Below are 15,293 nucleotides of genomic sequence, written 5' to 3'. Positions count from 1 at the left end.
GGGACCGGCCCGCGCACCCGCGCGTGCGGCGAGACCGTCCGGGCCGTGGCACGGGACCGCGAGGTCACCGCCCCGCGGCCCACGCCCAGCGGATCAGCGGCCACTGCAGCGGCAGGCGGGCGAGCGTGACGGCGGCCCGGGTCGCGGCGCCTGGGGATTGGTGGTGCGCCAGGTCGCGGACGCCGTCGACGGCCATCTGCACGTTCGCCGGGAACACCGCGGCGAGCAGCGCGGCGCTCGCGGGTCCGGCCGCGCGCCGGGTCGCCGGCACGACGAGGCCCGCGGCGCACGCCAGCTCGGCGGCGCCCGACAGCAGCACGAGCGCGCGCGGCCGGGGGAGCGCGCGGGGTACGGCAGGCTCGAACACCCGCGGCCGCACGAGGTGGACGACACCGGACACGAGGAACGCGGCGGCGACCGCGCGGGCGCCGGGCCCGAGCGGGCGGACGGGGGCGGGAGGGTGGCGGGTCACCGGACCATCCTCGCCGGGTGCGCGGCGAGGGGCACCCGCGCCACACTGGGGCGATGACCGCGCGACGCTGGGTGGTGCACGGGCAGGTGCAGGGGGTCGGCTACCGGGCATCGATGGCCGCGGAGGCCCGGCGGCTCGGCGTCGCCGGCTGGGTGCGCAACCGCCCGGACGGCACCGTGGAGGCCCAGGCCGAGGGCCCGGACGACGCGCTGGCGGCGCTGGCGTCCTGGGCGCGGAGCGGCCCGCGCTTCGCGGACGTCGAGCGCGTCGACGAGCGCGAGTCGTCGGCGGAGGGCGCCACGGACTTCACGATCGCCGGCTGACGCCCGGGGTGCACGAGACACGTCCGCGGGGCCCTCAGTGTGGGCACCCTGGACGTGTCTCGTGCACCCTCGCGGGTCAGCGGCCCGGGACCACCACGGCGCGGCCGCGGACCTGGCCGGCGTGCAGGCGCTCGTACGCCTCCGTGGCCTGGTCCAGGCCGAACTCCTCGACGTGGATCGTGATGGCGCCGCGCTTCGCGAGCTCCACGACCTCCATGAGCTCCGTGCGCGAGCCCCAGTTGATCGCGCGGCCGTTGACGTCGAGCGGGACCGTGGTCTGGCCGATCCGGACGGCGCCGGACGCGACGCCGACGATCACGACGTCGCCGCCGACGCGCACCATCGAGCCGGCCAGGTCGGCGGTCGGCTGGATGCCGACGAAGTCGAACACGACGTCCGCGCCGAGGCCGCGGGTCAGGCCCTTGACCGACTCGATCGCGTCCGGGTTCGACAGGAACGCGTGGTCGGCGCCGACCTCGCGGGCGAACGCCAGCTTGTCCTCGGCGACGTCGAGCACGACGACGGTGCTCTGGGTCAGCGCCTTGAGGATCTGGATCGCGACGTGGCCGAGGCCGCCCGAGCCGATCACGACGGCGGTCGAGCCGGGCGTGAGGCGGGGGAGCGCGGACTTCACGGCGCGGTACGGGGTGAGGCCGGCGTCGGTCAGCGACACGTTCTGCACCGGGTCCAGGTCGCCGAGCGGCACCAGGTGCCGGGCGTCGTCGACGATCATGTACTCGGCCATGCCGCCGTCGCTGAAGATGCCGGGCGCGCGCATGCCGTGCTCGCAGTTCTGCTCCTCGCCCGACGCGCAGGCGTAGCAGCGGCCGCAGCCCCACGGGCCGTAGACCAGCACGCTCTCGCCGACCTCGACGCCGTGCACGCCCGCGCCGACCTCCTCGACGACGCCCGCGACCTCGTGGCCGAGCGTCAGCGGCACCGGCTTGAAGTAGTAGTCCTCCGCGGAGGTGCCCATGATGAACTCGTCCGAGTGGCAGGCGCCCGCGGCGGTCACGCGCAGCAGCACCTCCGACGGGCCCGGGGTGGGCTTCTCGATCTCGACCAGCTCGGGGCGGGCGCCGATCTCGCGGTACTGCAGGGCCTTCATGGCAGCGACTTCTTCCTCCGGGACGACCCCCGGATCGGTGGTGGACACAGCCACCCTACGCTTGAAGTGTCAACTACCGATTGGTCGGCGTCTGCGTCAGGATCCGCCCGCAGGTCGCCTCCCTTCACGTGTGTCACAGGTCACGTCTACGGTCGGACCATGAACGTCGTCCTCATCCCGGGTTTCTGGCTCGACGCGTCCTCCTGGGCGCCGGTCTCCGCGGCCCTGGAGGCCGCCGGACACACCCCGCACCCCGTCACGCCCCTCGGGGCGGGCGGTCCGGCGGAGGAGGTCGCCGGCATCACGCTGGCCGACCAGGCCGCCGCGGTCGCGGAGCTGATCGACGGCATGGATGGCCCGTTCGTGGTCGTCGGCCACAGCGGCGGCGGCGCGGTGGCGCACGCCGTGGCGGACCTGCGCCCCGACCGGGTCGAGCAGGTGATCTACGTCGACAGCGGCCCGCTGGGCGAGGGCGGGGTCGTCAACGACGAGCTGCCCGTGGTCGACGGCGTCGTCCCCCTGCCGGACTGGGGCGTGTTCGAGGAGGAGGAGCTGGAGGGGCTGACGGACGAGATCCGCGCCGACTTCCGCTCCCGCGCGGTGTCCGTGCCGCCGCTCGTCGCGAACGGCGCGCAGCAGCTGCACGACGAGCGTCGCTACGAGGTCCCCGTCACCCTCATCACGTCGACCATGCCCGAGGCGGTGCTCCGCGACCTCATGGCCAAGGACCACCCGTACGTCCGCGAGCTCGCGCGCATCCGCGACGTGACGATCGTCGAGCTGCCCACCGGGCACTGGCCGCAGCTCAGCCGGCCCGACGACCTCGCGGCGGCCGTCGTCGCCGCGGTGCAGGGCGAGGCGGACGCCGAGGAGGCGATGGCCGTCCCGACCTGAGTTTGCTATGGTCGACTTTAGTAAAGTCAGGCATAGTAAAGTCGACCGTAGTCAGGGGCAGATCATGGGCTTCGTCGGGCGGGCCCGCGAGCTGGGCGAGCTCGAACGCCAGCTCGCGGTCGTCCGGTCCGGCAGCCGGGCCGACGCCGGCGTGGCCGTCCTCGTCCGCGGGCGGCGCCGCGTCGGCAAGTCCCGGCTGGTGGCCGAGCTCGTGGAGCGCTCGGGCCTCCCCTCCGTCACCTTCCAGGCCGCGCGCGGGGCGCCGGTGGCGCAGGAGCTCGCACTGCTCGCGGAGGCGGTCGCCGACTCGGACCTGCCGGGCGCGGATGTCGCGCGCGGATCCACGCCGACCACGCTGACCGCCGCGCTCACCCTGCTCGCCGCCGCTCTGCCCGACGACGCGCCGTCCGTGGTGGTGCTCGACGAGATCCCGTGGCTGCTCGAGCAGGTCGACGGCGGCGCGGGGGAGCTGCAGCGCGTCTGGGACGCGCGCCTGTCCCGCAAACCCGTGCTGCTCCTCCTCGTGGGGTCGGACCTGGCCATGATGGAGCGCCTCACCGCGCCCGACCAGCCGTTCTACGCGCGAGGTACCGAGCTCGTGCTCGACCCGCTCAGCCCCGCCGAGGTCGCGGAGATGACCGGGCTCGGTGGCGGTGCGGCCTTCGACGCGTACCTGATCACCGGCGGCCTCCCGCTCGTCGCGCAGGAGTGGGAGCCCGGGGAGCCGGCGGCCGACTTCCTGCGCGCGTCGCTGGCCTCGTCGACCAGTGCGCTCGTGGTGTCCGGCACCCGCGTGCTCGACGCCGAGTTCGGCGAGGTCTCCCTCGCGCGCCAGGTCCTGACCGCGATCGGCGGGCGCGGCGAGCGCACCTTCAGCGGGATCCAGGGAGCCGCGCGCGGCGGGCCCCTCAACGCGGCCAGCCTGACGGCCACGCTGCGCGCGCTCGTCGACAAGCGCGTGGTGGCCGTGGACGAGCCGCTGTCCTCGACGTCCGCCCCGCGGAACCGGCGGTACCGGATCGCCGACTCCGCGCTCCGGTTCTGGCTCGCGTTCGTCGAGCCGGCGCTCGGCGAGGTGGACCGCGCGCGGCCGGACCTGGCACTGTCCCGCATCGACCGCGGCTTCGCGGCCTGGCGTGGCCGCGCGGTGGAGCCGGTGGTGCGGGCCGCGCTGCACCGGCTGCTCCCCGGTGCGGGCTTCGCCGACGTGTCGGCCGTCGGCGGCTGGTGGACCCGGAGCAACGTGCCGGAGATCGACCTCGTGGGTGCAGCGGGCGCCTCCGGGCCGGTCCGCCTGGTCGGGACCGTGAAGTGGCGGGCCGGCACCCCGCTCCGCGCGACCGAGGTGGACGCCCTCGCCGCCGACGCGGTCGCGGTCCCCGGTGTCACCGCCGCGACCCCGCTGGTCGGCGTGTGCCCCGCGGGCGTCGAGCCGGGGACGCCGCTGGCGGCCTGCTGGACCGCCGACGACCTGCTCGGCGCCTGGAGGGCTTGACCCGCGGCCCGTCCCGTCCTCCTGCCAGCGTGGATGACACGTCAGGCGCCGGTCGCCTAGCATCGGCCGCGACCCGCCGGAGCCGCCGCCGCGACCAGGGGACCGCGGCACCGCACCCGCCGCCCCGGCGCGGACGGACACCGGCCCGCACCCACGCCGCGGGCCACGCAGAGCCCCGGGGAACGTGTGATCAGGATCGGCATCGTCGAGGACGACGCGGCGAGCGCCGCGCTCCTCCTCGACCACCTGCGCCGGTACGAGCGCGAGCACGGCGAGCAGTTCGACGTGACCCGGTTCGCCGACGGCGCCGAGGTCGTGTCCGGGTACCGCCCGGTGTTCGACATCCTGCTGCTCGACGTCGAGATGCCCCGGCTCGACGGGTTCAGCGCCGCCGAGCGGATCCGCCAGGTCGACCGCGACGTCGTCATCGTGTTCATCACCAACATGACGCAGCACGCGATCCGGGGCTACGAGGTCGACGCGCTGAGCTACGTGCTCAAGCCCGTGCCGTACTTCGCGTTCTCGCAGGAGATCAAGCGCTCGGTCGCCCGGCTGCGCCGTCGCTCGGCGGACTACCTGCTGCTCGCCGTCGACGGCGGGCTGGTGCGGGTCGCGACCGACGACATCGTGTTCCTGGAGTCGGCGAAGCACCGCACGACCGTGCACACCGTCGACGGCCGGTACTCCGTGGTCGGGCCGCTCAAGGCGCTGGAGGCGCAGCTCGAGGGCAAGAGCTTCTTCCGCAGCAACAGCGGCTACCTGGTCAACCTGCGGCACGTGCTCGGCGTGCAGGGCAGCAGCGCCCAGCTGGTCGGCGGCCACGACCTGCTGATCAGCCGTCCGCGCAAGAAGGCGTTCCTCGCGGCGCTCACCGACTTCCTGGGGGCGCGGCACACGTGATCATGGAGACCCTCCCCGACATCCCGCGCGTCCTCACGGGCGTCGCGGAGTGGGCCGCCTGCCTGGTGTACGTGCTGCTGCGCCGGCAGCGGCTCGGCGTCCGGCGGCTCGTGCTCGTGGCGGCCGCCGCGCTGGGCGTGCTGGTCGCGGTGCAGGAGCTCGCGGACCGGCTACCGCTGACCCTGTGGTCGCTCGGCATGGCCGCGGCCGTGGCGGCGATGTTCGGCTTCATCGTGACGGCGGCCCGGGTGTCCGCGCGGGACGCCGGGTACTTCGCGGCGCGGGCCCTGGTGCTCGCGGAGCTGGTCGCGGCGCTGCACTGGCAGATGCACTGCTTCTTCTTCCTGCCCGAGGGGCGGCCGGGCGTCGGCTGGCAGGTCGCGTTCGGGGTCGTGCTGTACGTCGTGGCGTTCGGCGGCGCGTACCTGGTCGAGACCCGGCACTTCCGCCCCGCGCAGCCGCTGGAGGTCTCGTCCGGCGAGCTCGCGTCGGCCGTCGCGATCGCCCTGGTCACGTTCTTCATGAGCAACATCAGCTTCCTCAACGCGAACACGCCGTTCAGCGGCCGGCTGGCGCTGGAGATCTTCTACATCCGCACGCTGGTGGACCTGTGCGGCTTCGTCGCCCTCTACGCCCAGCAGGGCCAGCGGCTGCAGCTGCGGGCGCGCGCCGAGGTCAAGGCCGTCGATGACATGCTGCGCCGCCAGCACGAGCAGTACCTGCAGTCCAAGCGCAGCATCGACGTCGTCAACCGGAAGTACCACGACCTCAAGCACCAGATCGCGGTGATCCGGGCGGAGGACGACGAGCACAAGCGGGCGTCCTACCTCGACGACCTGGAGGCGAGCGTCTCGGGCTACGCCGCGCAGGCCGACACCGGCAACGGCGTGCTCGACGTCGTCCTGACGACCAAGAGCCTGGAGTGCGCGGAGAAGGGCGTCGACCTCACGTACGTGGCGGACGGCGCCGCGATCGCCTTCATGTCCGCGATGGACGTGTCCGCGGTGTTCGGCAACGCGCTGGACAACGCGATCGACGCGGTGATGGCGGTCCCGGACCCCGAGCGGCGGCTGATCAAGGTGGCCCTGTACGCCACGGGCGGGTTCGTGCTGGCGACCTTCGAGAACTACTTCGCGGGCGAGCTGCGGCACGAGGACGGTGAGATCGTCACGCGGCGGGCCGACCGGGACCGGCACGGGTACGGGCTGGCGTCGATCCGGTACACCGCGGAGAAGTACGGCGGGTCCGTGACGGTGAACGCCGAGGACAGCTGGTTCGTGCTGCGGATCCTGCTGCCCGTCCCGGCTGCGGGACCGGCGGTCCCGCGCTGACCGCCGCCTCAGGCGGTGGCGAGCCGCGCCGCCAGCGCCGGCGCCGACCGCTCGAGCACCGCGCCCGACGTCCACAGCGACAGCGCGGAGGCGATCGCCATGTGCATGTCCAGGTACAGGTACGACCCGAGCCGCCCGCCGAAGTGCACGTCGGGCTCGTGCTCGGCGAGCGCGCGGTAGGTCCGCAGCCGCTCGCGGTCCTGCGGCGTCGCGACCGGGTAGTACGGCTCGTCGCCGGGCAGCGCGAACCGCGACCGCTCGCGCATGATCACGGTGCGGTCCTGCGCGTGCCGGTCCTCGCGCTCCGGGTGGTAGTGCCGGAACTCGTGCACGCGGGTGTACGGGACGTCGAGGTCGGCGTAGTTCATGACGCTCGTGCCCTGGAAGTCGCGGACCGGCACGGTCTCGGTCTCCAGGTCGAGCGTGCGCCAGCCGAGCGGCCCGGCGTGCTCGTCGAAGTACCGGTCGACCGGTCCGGTGTAGACGACGGGCACCCGGCCCCGCACGGCGCCGCGGCTGAGCGGCTGCGCGTCGTCGAAGAAGTCCGTGCCGAGCCGCACGTCGATCCGCGGGTGCGCGGCCATCGCCTCGAACCAGGGGCCGTACCCGTGCGCGGGCAGGCCCTCGTAGGTGTCGGCGAAGTACCGGTTCTCGTAGGTGTAGCGGACGGGCAGCCGCGCGATGACGGACGCCGGCAGCTCGCGCGGGTCGGTCTGCCACTGCTTCGCGGTGTAGTCGCGGATGAACGCCTCGTACAGCGGGCGCCCGATCAGCGAGATCGCCTTGTCCTCGAGGTTCGTGGGCTCGCCGCCGGCCAGGCCCTCGGCGGCCTGCCCGGCGACGAGCGCGCGGGCGGCCTCCGGGCCCATCGCCGTGCCGAAGAACTGGTTGAGCGTGCCCAGGTTGATCGGCAGCGGGTACACGGTGCCGCCGTGCGTCGAGTAGACGCGGTGCCGGTAGCCGGTGAAGGCCGTGAACCGGCGGACGTAGTCCCAGACCCGCTCGTTCGACGTGTGGAAGATGTGCGACCCGTAGCGGTGCACCTCGATCCCGGTCGCGGCGTCGACGCTGCTCCAGGCGTTGCCGCCGAGGTGGTCGCGCCGGTCGATCACCGTGACGCGCAGGCCGGACTCCGCGGCGCGCTCGGCGATCGTCAGGCCGAACAGGCCGGCGCCGACGACGAGCAGGTCCATGCGGCGTGCCTTCCTGGGGTGGTCTCGGCGCCGAGCGCCGGGCGGGCGGTGCGAGTGTAGGGCGCCGATCCGACCGCCGGGACAACGCCCGACGACCACGACAGAACGTGCGCCGGAACCGACAGATCGTGCCGGAGCACCCGGTGCCGACCGCGTGGCCGGGTTGTCTGGGCTCGGCTCCCGCTGCCCGGCACCGACGTCGTGCGGCGGCCACCCCCACGACAGTGTTCGAAGGAGAGACTCCTCGTGAGCAGCAGAGCGGCGAAGAGGCCGATGTCCAACAAGAAGTTCTTGTCCATCTGGGTCCCGGTGCTGGGGCTCGTGCTGGTGATCGCGGTCGTCGCGAACATCCTGCTCGGTGTCTACTCGAACTGGGTGGCCTCGCAGCTCGGCACCGGCACCTACACGGTCACCAACCCGGACGGCACCGAGGACTGGGACACCGAGTACAACCAGGCGGACTACGCCACGGCCGACGAGGCCGCGGACGCCGCGGACCAGCTCGTGCAGGACATCGCCGCGGAGGGCATCGTCCTGCTGAAGAACGAGGGCGCCGCGCTCCCGCTCACCGGCGACGCCCCGCAGGTCACGCTGCTCGGCCGCACGGCCGCTGACCCGGTGTACGGCGGCTCGGGCTCCGGCTCGACCGACACCAGCACGGCGGTCAACTTCCGCGACGGCCTGGAGAACGCCGGCATCGGCGTCAACGGCACCGTCTACGACGAGCTCGAGACCTTCGCGGCGGACGCCCCGAAGACCAACATCGTCATGGACCTGCCCGGGGACTCCGTGTACAACATCGGCGAGATGCCCGCCGCGGACTACTCCGCGGACGCCACCGCGAGCTTCGCGGACTACGCCGACGCCGCGGTGGTCGTCATCGGCCGCGCCGGCGGCGAGGGCGGCGACCTCGCCACCTCGATGGAGGGCTGGGACGACAACTACGCCGAGGGGCAGCACCAGCTGGAGCTGAACCAGGACGAGAAGGACCTCCTCGCCCTCGCGAAGGACAGCTTCGAGACCGTGGTCGTGGTCGTCAACGCCTCGACGAGCATGGAGCTCGGCCCGGTCCAGGACGACGCGGGCGTCGACGCCGTGCTGCAGATCGGCTCCCCGGGCCAGTCCGGCCTGAACGCCCTCGGCCGCGTGCTCACCGGCGAGGTCAACCCGTCGGGCCGCACCGTCGACCTGTACGCGCGGGACTTCACCGCGGACCCGACGTTCCAGAACTTCGGCTCGTACCAGTACGAGAACATCTCGGGCCTCGGCACCGACGAGGCCAAGGGCGTCGACGGCGGCGCCTACTTCGTCCAGTACGAGGAGGGCATCTACGTCGGCTACCGGTACTACGAGACCGCCGCCGCCGAGGGCTACCTCGACTACGACGAGGCCGTCGTCTACCCGTTCGGGTACGGCCTGAGCTACACCACGTTCTCCCAGGAGGTCACCGGGCAGCAGCTCGGCGCCGTCGACGGCGAGATCGCGGTGGACGTCGAGGTCACCAACACCGGCGACGTCGCGGGCAAGCAGGTCGTGCAGCTCTACTACTCCGCCCCGTACACCCCGGGCGGCATCGAGAAGTCGTCCGTCGTGCTCGGCGCCTTCGCGAAGACCGACGTCATCGAGCCGGGCGCGTCCGAGACCGTCACCCTGACCCTCGCGGTCGAGGACATGGCCTCGTACGACTACCGCGACGCGCAGGCGTACGTGCTGGAGGCCGGCGACTACGCGCTGACCGTCCAGGACGACTCCCACACCGTCACCGCGGGCACCGAGCCGATCACCTACACGGTCGACGAGACGGTCACCTACTCCGGCGAGGACCACCGCGCGTCCGACGAGGCCGCCGTGACCAACGCGTTCGACGACGTGAACGCGGCGTTCGTCGACACCGCCGAGGAGGGCAAGATCCTCAACATGTCCCGCGCGGACTTCGCCGGGACCTTCCCCACGGCGCCCACCGCGGCCGACATGGTCGCCACGGACGAGACCGTCGCGGCGTTCGAGCCGTACGACGCCGCCGCGGCGAACGCGGAGTCCGGCGCCGAGATGCCGACGCAGGGCGCCGAGGGCGACCTCGCGCTGATCGACGTGCGCGGGCTCGACTACGACGACCCGCAGTGGGACGCGCTGCTCGACCAGATCTCCGTGTCGGAGATGACGAGCGTGATCCTCAACGGCGCCTACAACTCCGGGGCGATCAACTCGATCGTCAAGGAGGTCGCGAACGACTACGACGGCCCCGCCGGCTTCAGCTCGTTCATCAACGACGCCATCTCCGGCGTGGCGTACCCGTCCGAGGTCCTGGTCGGCCAGACCTGGAACAAGGAGCTGGCGCACGCCATGGGCGTGTCCATCGGCAACGAGGCGCTCACCCTCGACGCCAACGGCTGGTACGCGCCGGCGGTCAACCTGCACCGCTCGCCGTTCGCGGGCCGCAACTTCGAGTACTACTCGGAGGACCCGCTGCTGTCGGGCGCGCTGGCGACCGAGGTCGTCGAGGGTGCCGCGACCAAGGGCGTCTACACGGCGATGAAGCACTTCGCGCTGAACGACCAGGAGACCAACCGCGTCAACCACGGCGTGGCCACCTGGGCGAACGAGCAGGCGATCCGCGAGATCTACCTCAAGGCGTTCGAGCTGCCCGTGAAGGACGCGGTCGTCGAGATCTCCTCCATCACCGACGACGAGGGCACGGTCGAGACCCGCGAGATGCGCGCCTCCACCGCGATGATGAGCTCGTTCAACCGGATCGGGAACACCTGGGCCGGCGGCTCCGTCGCCCTGATGGACACCGTCCTGCGCGACGAGTGGGGCTTCCGCGGCTTCGCCATCACGGACTTCAACCTGTACGAGTACATGTACCCGGACCAGGCGATCCGTGCCGGCTCCGACCTGATGCTCACCTTCCAGCCGATGAAGCAGCTCGAGGACACCACCTCGGCCGCGGCGGTGAGCAACATCCGGAACGCGACGCACAACATCCTGTACACGGTCGCGAACTCGAACGCGATGAACGGGGTCGCCTCCGGCGCCACGCTCGACTACACGCCGCCGACCTGGCGCTACGTGCAGATCGCGGTCGACGTGGTGCTCGGCGTCCTGCTGGTGATCGGCGTCGTGTGGGTCGTGCGCCGGGTGCGCCGCCGCCGCGAGGTCGAGGCCGCCGAGGCCGCCGCGCCGACGGCGACCGCCGACGAGGCCGCCACCGAGGACACCGCGGGCACGCCGACCCGCTGACCCCTCCCGTGGACCCGGCCGGCTCGCGCACGCGTCGAGCCGGCCGGGCCCGGGGCCGGCACCGCCCCTGCACCACCCCGCGTCACCCCGTACCCCCGCACCGCCGCGCACGTCCGGAAGGCCCCCATGATCGAGAAGCTGACCCTCCTGGAGAAGGCCGCCCTGCTGACCGGCAAGTCGGTGTGGGAGACCCACGACCTGCCGCGGCACGGGGTGCGCTCGGTCTGGCTGGCCGACGGGCCGCACGGCGTGCGCAAGCAGACCGGCGCCGCCGACCACCTGGGCATCGCCGAGTCGCAGCCTGCGACCTGCTTCCCGACCGCCGCCGCCGTGGCGAACACCTGGGACCCCGAGCTGGCCGAGGAGGTCGGGCGCGCGCTCGGCGCCGAGGCCGCGGCCCAGGACGTCGACGTGCTGCTCGGCCCGGGCCTGAACATCAAGCGCTCCCCGTTGGGCGGGCGCAACTTCGAGTACTTCTCCGAGGACCCGCTGCTCGCCGGCCGGATGGCCGCCGGGTACGTCCGGGGCATCCAGTCCGCCGGCGTCGCGGCCTGCCCCAAGCACTACGCCGCGAACTCCCAGGAGCTCCGCCGGATGGCGTCGGACTCCGTGGTCGACGAGCGGACGCTGCGCGAGATCTACCTGACCGCGTTCGGCATCGTCGTCGAGACCGCGCGGCCGCGCACCATCATGTCGTCGTACAACCTGGTCAACGGCACGTACGCGCACGAGGACCCGTTCCTGCTGCAGCAGGTGCTGCGCGACGAGTGGGGCTTCGACGGCGCGGTGGTGTCGGACTGGGGTGGCTCGAACGACGTCGTCGCCGCGGCGGCCGCGGGCGGCACGCTCGAGATGCCCGCGGCCGGGCTGGACTCGGCGCGGCAGCTCGTCGACGCCGTGCGCGCCGGCCGGCTCGCGGAGGCCGACCTCGACGCCCGCGCCGCCGAGGTGCTGCGCCTCGTCGCGGACGCCCGCGAGCCGGGGACCGCCGCGCCGGTGGACGACGCCGCGCACCACGCGCTGGCCCGCCGGGTCGCCGCTCGCTCCGCGGTGCTCCTCAAGAACGACGACGCGCTGCTGCCGCTGGCGGCCGGGACCCGGGTCGCCGTCATCGGCGACTTCGCGCAGATCCCGCGGTACCAGGGCGCCGGGTCCTCGGCCGTGAACCCGACCCGCCTGGACTCGGTGCTGGACGTCATCGGGGACTCGGGGCTGGCGATGACGGCGTTCGCGCCCGGCTTCCGGCGCAACGGCACCCCCGACGCCGCCCTGCGTGCCGAGGCCGTCGAGGCGGCGCGCGGCGCGGACGTCGCCCTGCTGTTCCTCGGGCTGGACGAGATCGCGGAGTCCGAGGGGCTGGACCGCTCGACGCTCGCGCTGCACGCCGCGCAGGTCGAGCTGCTCGAGGCCGTCGCCGCGGTGAACCCGCGCACCGTCGTGGTGCTGTCGGCCGGGGGCGTCGTCGAGATGCCGTGGCTGGCGTCCGCGCGGGCGCTGGTGCACGGGTACCTCGCCGGGCAGGCCGGCGCGGGCGCGCTGCTCGACGTGCTGACCGGTGCCGCCAACCCGGCCGGGCGCCTGGCCGAGACCGTGCCCGTCCGGCTGTCCGACACCCCGACCGCCGACACGTTCCCGGGGCAGCAGCGCACCGCGGAGTACCGCGAGGGCCTGTTCGTCGGGTACCGGTACTACACGACCGCCGGTGTCCCTGTGACGTTCCCGTTCGGGTTCGGGCTGTCCTACACGACGTTCGCGTACTCGTCGCTCGCGGCCACCGCGGAGGCGGCGACGGTGACCGTGACCAACACCGGCGCCGTCGCGGGCGCCGACGTGGTGCAGGTGTACGTGCACCGCGAGACGCCGGGCGTGCACCGGCCCGACCGCACGCTCGCCGGGTTCGCCCGGGTCGAGCTCGCGCCGGGGGAGTCCGCGACCGTGACCGTCCCGCTCGGCGACGCCGCGTTCCGGCACTTCGACGTCGGGACGGGCGCGTGGCAGGTCGAGCGCGGGACGTGGACGGTGCTCGCCGGGGCGAACGTGGCGGACCTGTCGCTGTCGGCTCCCGTCGAGGTCGCCGGGACCGTCGAGCCGGTGGCGGAGGACCCGGTCCCGGCCCGGTACCGCGCCGGGGACGTCCGGCACGTGCCCGACGCCGACTTCGCCGCGCTCCTGGGCCGGCCGGTCCCGCCCGCGTCGTGGTCCGGCCCGCTCGGCGTCAACGACGCGCTCGGCCGGATGTCCGGCGCGCGCTCCCCGCTGGCCCGCCTCGCGTACCGGGTGCTCGCGCTGCTGCGCGACCGCGCGGACCGCAAGGGCAAGCCCGACCTGAACATCCTGTTCCTGCTCAACATGCCGTTCCGTGCCATCGCCAAGATGACCAACGGGATGGTCAGCGCCGAGATGGTCGAGGGCATCGTCACGATCGTCAACGGCCGCTTCTTCGCCGGCGCCGGCGCCGTCGTCCGCGGGTTCCTCCGCAACCGCCGCGCCAACCGCACCACCGCCCGCCAGCTGCGCGGCGACGCCTGACCCGGAAGAGAGACCCGCTCGCATGTTCACCCGTCTCAAGGACGCCTGGGGGCGCTTCGCCACCGCGCGTCCGGGCGTCGCCCAGTTCGTCGTCTTCTTCGTGCTGAGCAACGGCATCACCGTCCTCCAGCTCGCGCTCATGCCGCTCATCAAGTGGCTGTTCGGCATGACGTCGCTGGTCGACACGTCGTTCCAGGTCTGGCCGATCGGCTCCAACCCGGACGGCTCGCAGTACTTCGTGTTCGACTACGCCGCCGGGCCCCTCCCGGTGGGCGGGGGCGGCCTGGCATACTTCCTGGCCGTGCAGATCACCCTGCTGGTCGCGCAGGTGATCAACTTCTTCGCCCAGCGCAGCATCACGTTCAAGTCGAACTCGTCGGTCGCGCGCGCCGCCACCTGGTACGCGATCGCGTACGTCGTGATCACGCTGGTGGCCGCCGCGCTGCAGGGCCTGTACAAGGCGCCGATCTACGACCTGTTCATCGAGACCTGGGGCCTCGGCGGTACCGGCGAGACGCTGGCCGACGTCGTCACGATGATCATCAACGCGGCGATCTCGTTCTGGGTGTTCTTCCCGATCTTCAAGGTCATCTTCAAGCAGGTCCCGGAGGAGGCCGCACCCGCGGCCGCGACCGACGCCACGGGGGTGCGCCCGGCGTGAGCCCCGCGAGCCCCGTCCTGTCGGTCGTCGTCCCCGCGTACAACGCGGAGCCGTACCTCGCGCGCGCCCTCGACTCCGTGGTCGGGGCCGACGGCGTCGAGGTGCTGGTCGTGGACGACGGGTCGACGGACGGGACCGCGGCGCTCGCCCGGCGGTACGAGACCGCGCACCCCGGGGTCGTCCGGCTGATCTCGAAGCCGAACGGCGGGCACGGGTCGGCGATCAACGCCGGGCTCGCCGCCGCGCGCGGGGAGTACCTGAAGGTCGTGGACGCCGACGACTGGCTGGACCGCGGTGCTCTGGAGTCGGTGCTGGCGACGCTGCGCGGGTTCCTCGCCGCGGGGCGGCCGGTCGACCTGCTGGTGTCGAACTTCGTCTACGAGAAGGTCGGCAAGCGGACCAAGACGGTCGTGCGGTACCAGGGCGCGCTGCCCGCCGGGCGGGTGCTGGGCTGGGGGCAGACCCGGCGGTTCGGCAAGCGGCAGTACCTGATGATGCACGCCCTGACCTACCGGACCGCGGTGCTGCGCGCGGCGGGGCTGGTGCTGCCCGAGCACACGTTCTACGTCGACAACCTGTACGCGCTGGTGCCGCTGGCGCACGTCTCGACGCTGTACTACCTGGACGTCGACCTGTACCGGTACTTCATCGGGCGCTCCGACCAGTCGGTGCAGGAGGCCGTGATGATCCGGCGCATCGACCAGCAGCTGCGGGTCAACCGGCTCATGCTCGACCACCTGTCCCGCGTGCGGGTCGCCGACCGCCGGCTGCGGGCGTACCGGCTGCACTACGTCGAGATCATCTGCGCGGTGTCCTCGATCCTGCTGATCCGCGCCGGGACGCGCGCGCACCTCGCCGAGAAGGACCGGCTGTGGTCCGAGCTCCACGCGCAGGACCCGTGGCTGTACCGCAAGGTCCGGTGGTCCGTGCTGGGGCAGATCTCCAACCTGCCCGGACCCGCCGGGCGGCGGGTGTCCGTGCTGGCGTACCGGGTGGCGCAGCGGGCGATCGGGTTCAGCTGACGCGCGCGTCGGGGTGACGTCGGGGGGCGTCCGGGACGATCTCGGGGCACCGGGACGACCACAGGCGTCGGGGGCGTGCCTGGTCCACAGGCGCAGGCTCGCGGGGTGGGTCGTGTCGGTGGTCG

12 protein-coding genes are annotated in these 15,293 nt (G+C 73.1%); 9 read left to right on the top strand and 3 right to left on the bottom strand.

The features are described from left to right. Nucleotides 1-64: 64 nt before the first annotated feature. A complete protein-coding gene (locus Cpa01nite_RS09180; RefSeq protein ID WP_239068658.1) occupies nucleotides 65-472 on the bottom strand; it encodes a DoxX family protein in 408 nt (135 codons plus the stop codon). 53 nt (nucleotides 473-525) lie between these two features. Here Cpa01nite_RS09180 and Cpa01nite_RS09175 point away from each other — a divergent pair, with 53 nt between their 5' ends. After that, on the top strand, nucleotides 526-795 hold the full coding sequence (locus tag Cpa01nite_RS09175) for an acylphosphatase (protein ID WP_203668463.1): 270 nt from the start codon (nucleotides 526-528) through the stop codon (nucleotides 793-795). Between the two features lie 76 nt (nucleotides 796-871). On the opposite strand, the gene Cpa01nite_RS09170 is transcribed toward Cpa01nite_RS09175, so the two are convergent. Continuing rightward, nucleotides 872-1,903 carry an NAD(P)-dependent alcohol dehydrogenase gene (locus Cpa01nite_RS09170; RefSeq protein WP_203668462.1) on the bottom strand — a complete coding sequence of 344 codons (1,032 nt, stop codon included), beginning with the start codon at nucleotides 1,901-1,903 and terminating at the stop codon, nucleotides 872-874. 159 nt (nucleotides 1,904-2,062) lie between these two features. Between Cpa01nite_RS09170 and Cpa01nite_RS09165 the strand changes: the two genes are divergently transcribed. The 4 genes from Cpa01nite_RS09165 to Cpa01nite_RS09150 all read left to right on the top strand — a co-directional run bounded on the left by Cpa01nite_RS09165 (nucleotide 2,063) and on the right by Cpa01nite_RS09150 (nucleotide 6,523). Further along, nucleotides 2,063-2,797, top strand: coding sequence for an alpha/beta fold hydrolase (locus Cpa01nite_RS09165; RefSeq protein ID WP_203668461.1), 735 nt, complete (start codon nucleotides 2,063-2,065; stop codon nucleotides 2,795-2,797). 7 nt (nucleotides 2,798-2,804) lie between these two features. Next, a complete protein-coding gene (locus Cpa01nite_RS09160; RefSeq protein WP_203668460.1) occupies nucleotides 2,805-4,292 on the top strand; it encodes an ATP-binding protein in 1,488 nt (495 codons plus the stop codon). A 186-nt stretch (nucleotides 4,293-4,478) separates the two neighbouring features. Beyond that, nucleotides 4,479-5,192, top strand: a complete 714-nt coding sequence (locus tag Cpa01nite_RS09155; protein ID WP_203668459.1) for a LytR/AlgR family response regulator transcription factor — start codon at nucleotides 4,479-4,481, stop codon at nucleotides 5,190-5,192. A 2-nt stretch (nucleotides 5,193-5,194) separates the two neighbouring features. Continuing rightward, nucleotides 5,195-6,523: an ATP-binding protein gene (locus tag Cpa01nite_RS09150; RefSeq protein ID WP_203668458.1), complete on the top strand. Its 1,329-nt coding sequence runs from the start codon at nucleotides 5,195-5,197 to the stop codon at nucleotides 6,521-6,523. A gap of 8 nt (nucleotides 6,524-6,531) precedes the next feature. Here Cpa01nite_RS09150 and glf read toward each other — a convergent pair whose 3' ends face one another. Next, entirely contained in the window at nucleotides 6,532-7,716 is a 1,185-nt protein-coding gene (gene glf / locus Cpa01nite_RS09145) for a UDP-galactopyranose mutase (RefSeq protein ID WP_203668457.1), read from the bottom strand. 246 nt (nucleotides 7,717-7,962) lie between these two features. On the opposite strand from glf, the gene Cpa01nite_RS09140 reads away from it, so the two are divergent. The 4 genes from Cpa01nite_RS09140 (at nucleotide 7,963) to Cpa01nite_RS09125 (ending at nucleotide 15,168) form a co-directional block, all read left to right on the top strand. Next, nucleotides 7,963-10,956 carry a glycoside hydrolase family 3 protein gene (locus tag Cpa01nite_RS09140; RefSeq protein WP_239068657.1) on the top strand — a complete coding sequence of 998 codons (2,994 nt, stop codon included), beginning with the start codon at nucleotides 7,963-7,965 and terminating at the stop codon, nucleotides 10,954-10,956. Between the two features lie 126 nt (nucleotides 10,957-11,082). After that, nucleotides 11,083-13,485 carry a glycoside hydrolase family 3 C-terminal domain-containing protein gene (locus Cpa01nite_RS09135; RefSeq protein ID WP_203668456.1) on the top strand — a complete coding sequence of 801 codons (2,403 nt, stop codon included), beginning with the start codon at nucleotides 11,083-11,085 and terminating at the stop codon, nucleotides 13,483-13,485. A 22-nt stretch (nucleotides 13,486-13,507) separates the two neighbouring features. After that, complete coding sequence (locus Cpa01nite_RS09130) at nucleotides 13,508-14,146, top strand: hypothetical protein (RefSeq protein ID WP_203668455.1); 639 nt, start codon at nucleotides 13,508-13,510, stop codon at nucleotides 14,144-14,146. Beyond that, the gene (locus tag Cpa01nite_RS09125) at nucleotides 14,143-15,168 is read left to right on the top strand and encodes a glycosyltransferase family 2 protein (RefSeq protein ID WP_203668454.1); all 1,026 of its coding nucleotides are present in this window, start codon (nucleotides 14,143-14,145) and stop codon (nucleotides 15,166-15,168) included. Before Cpa01nite_RS09130 ends, Cpa01nite_RS09125 begins: the two co-directional genes overlap by 4 nt. Nucleotides 15,169-15,293: the final 125 nt, after the last annotated feature.

The organism is Cellulomonas pakistanensis (assembly GCF_016862755.1).
GTDB lineage: Bacteria > Actinomycetota > Actinomycetes > Actinomycetales > Cellulomonadaceae > Cellulomonas > Cellulomonas pakistanensis.
The sequence above is the reverse complement of the archived record's forward strand: the minus strand, read 5'-3'. Positions and strand labels throughout refer to the sequence as shown.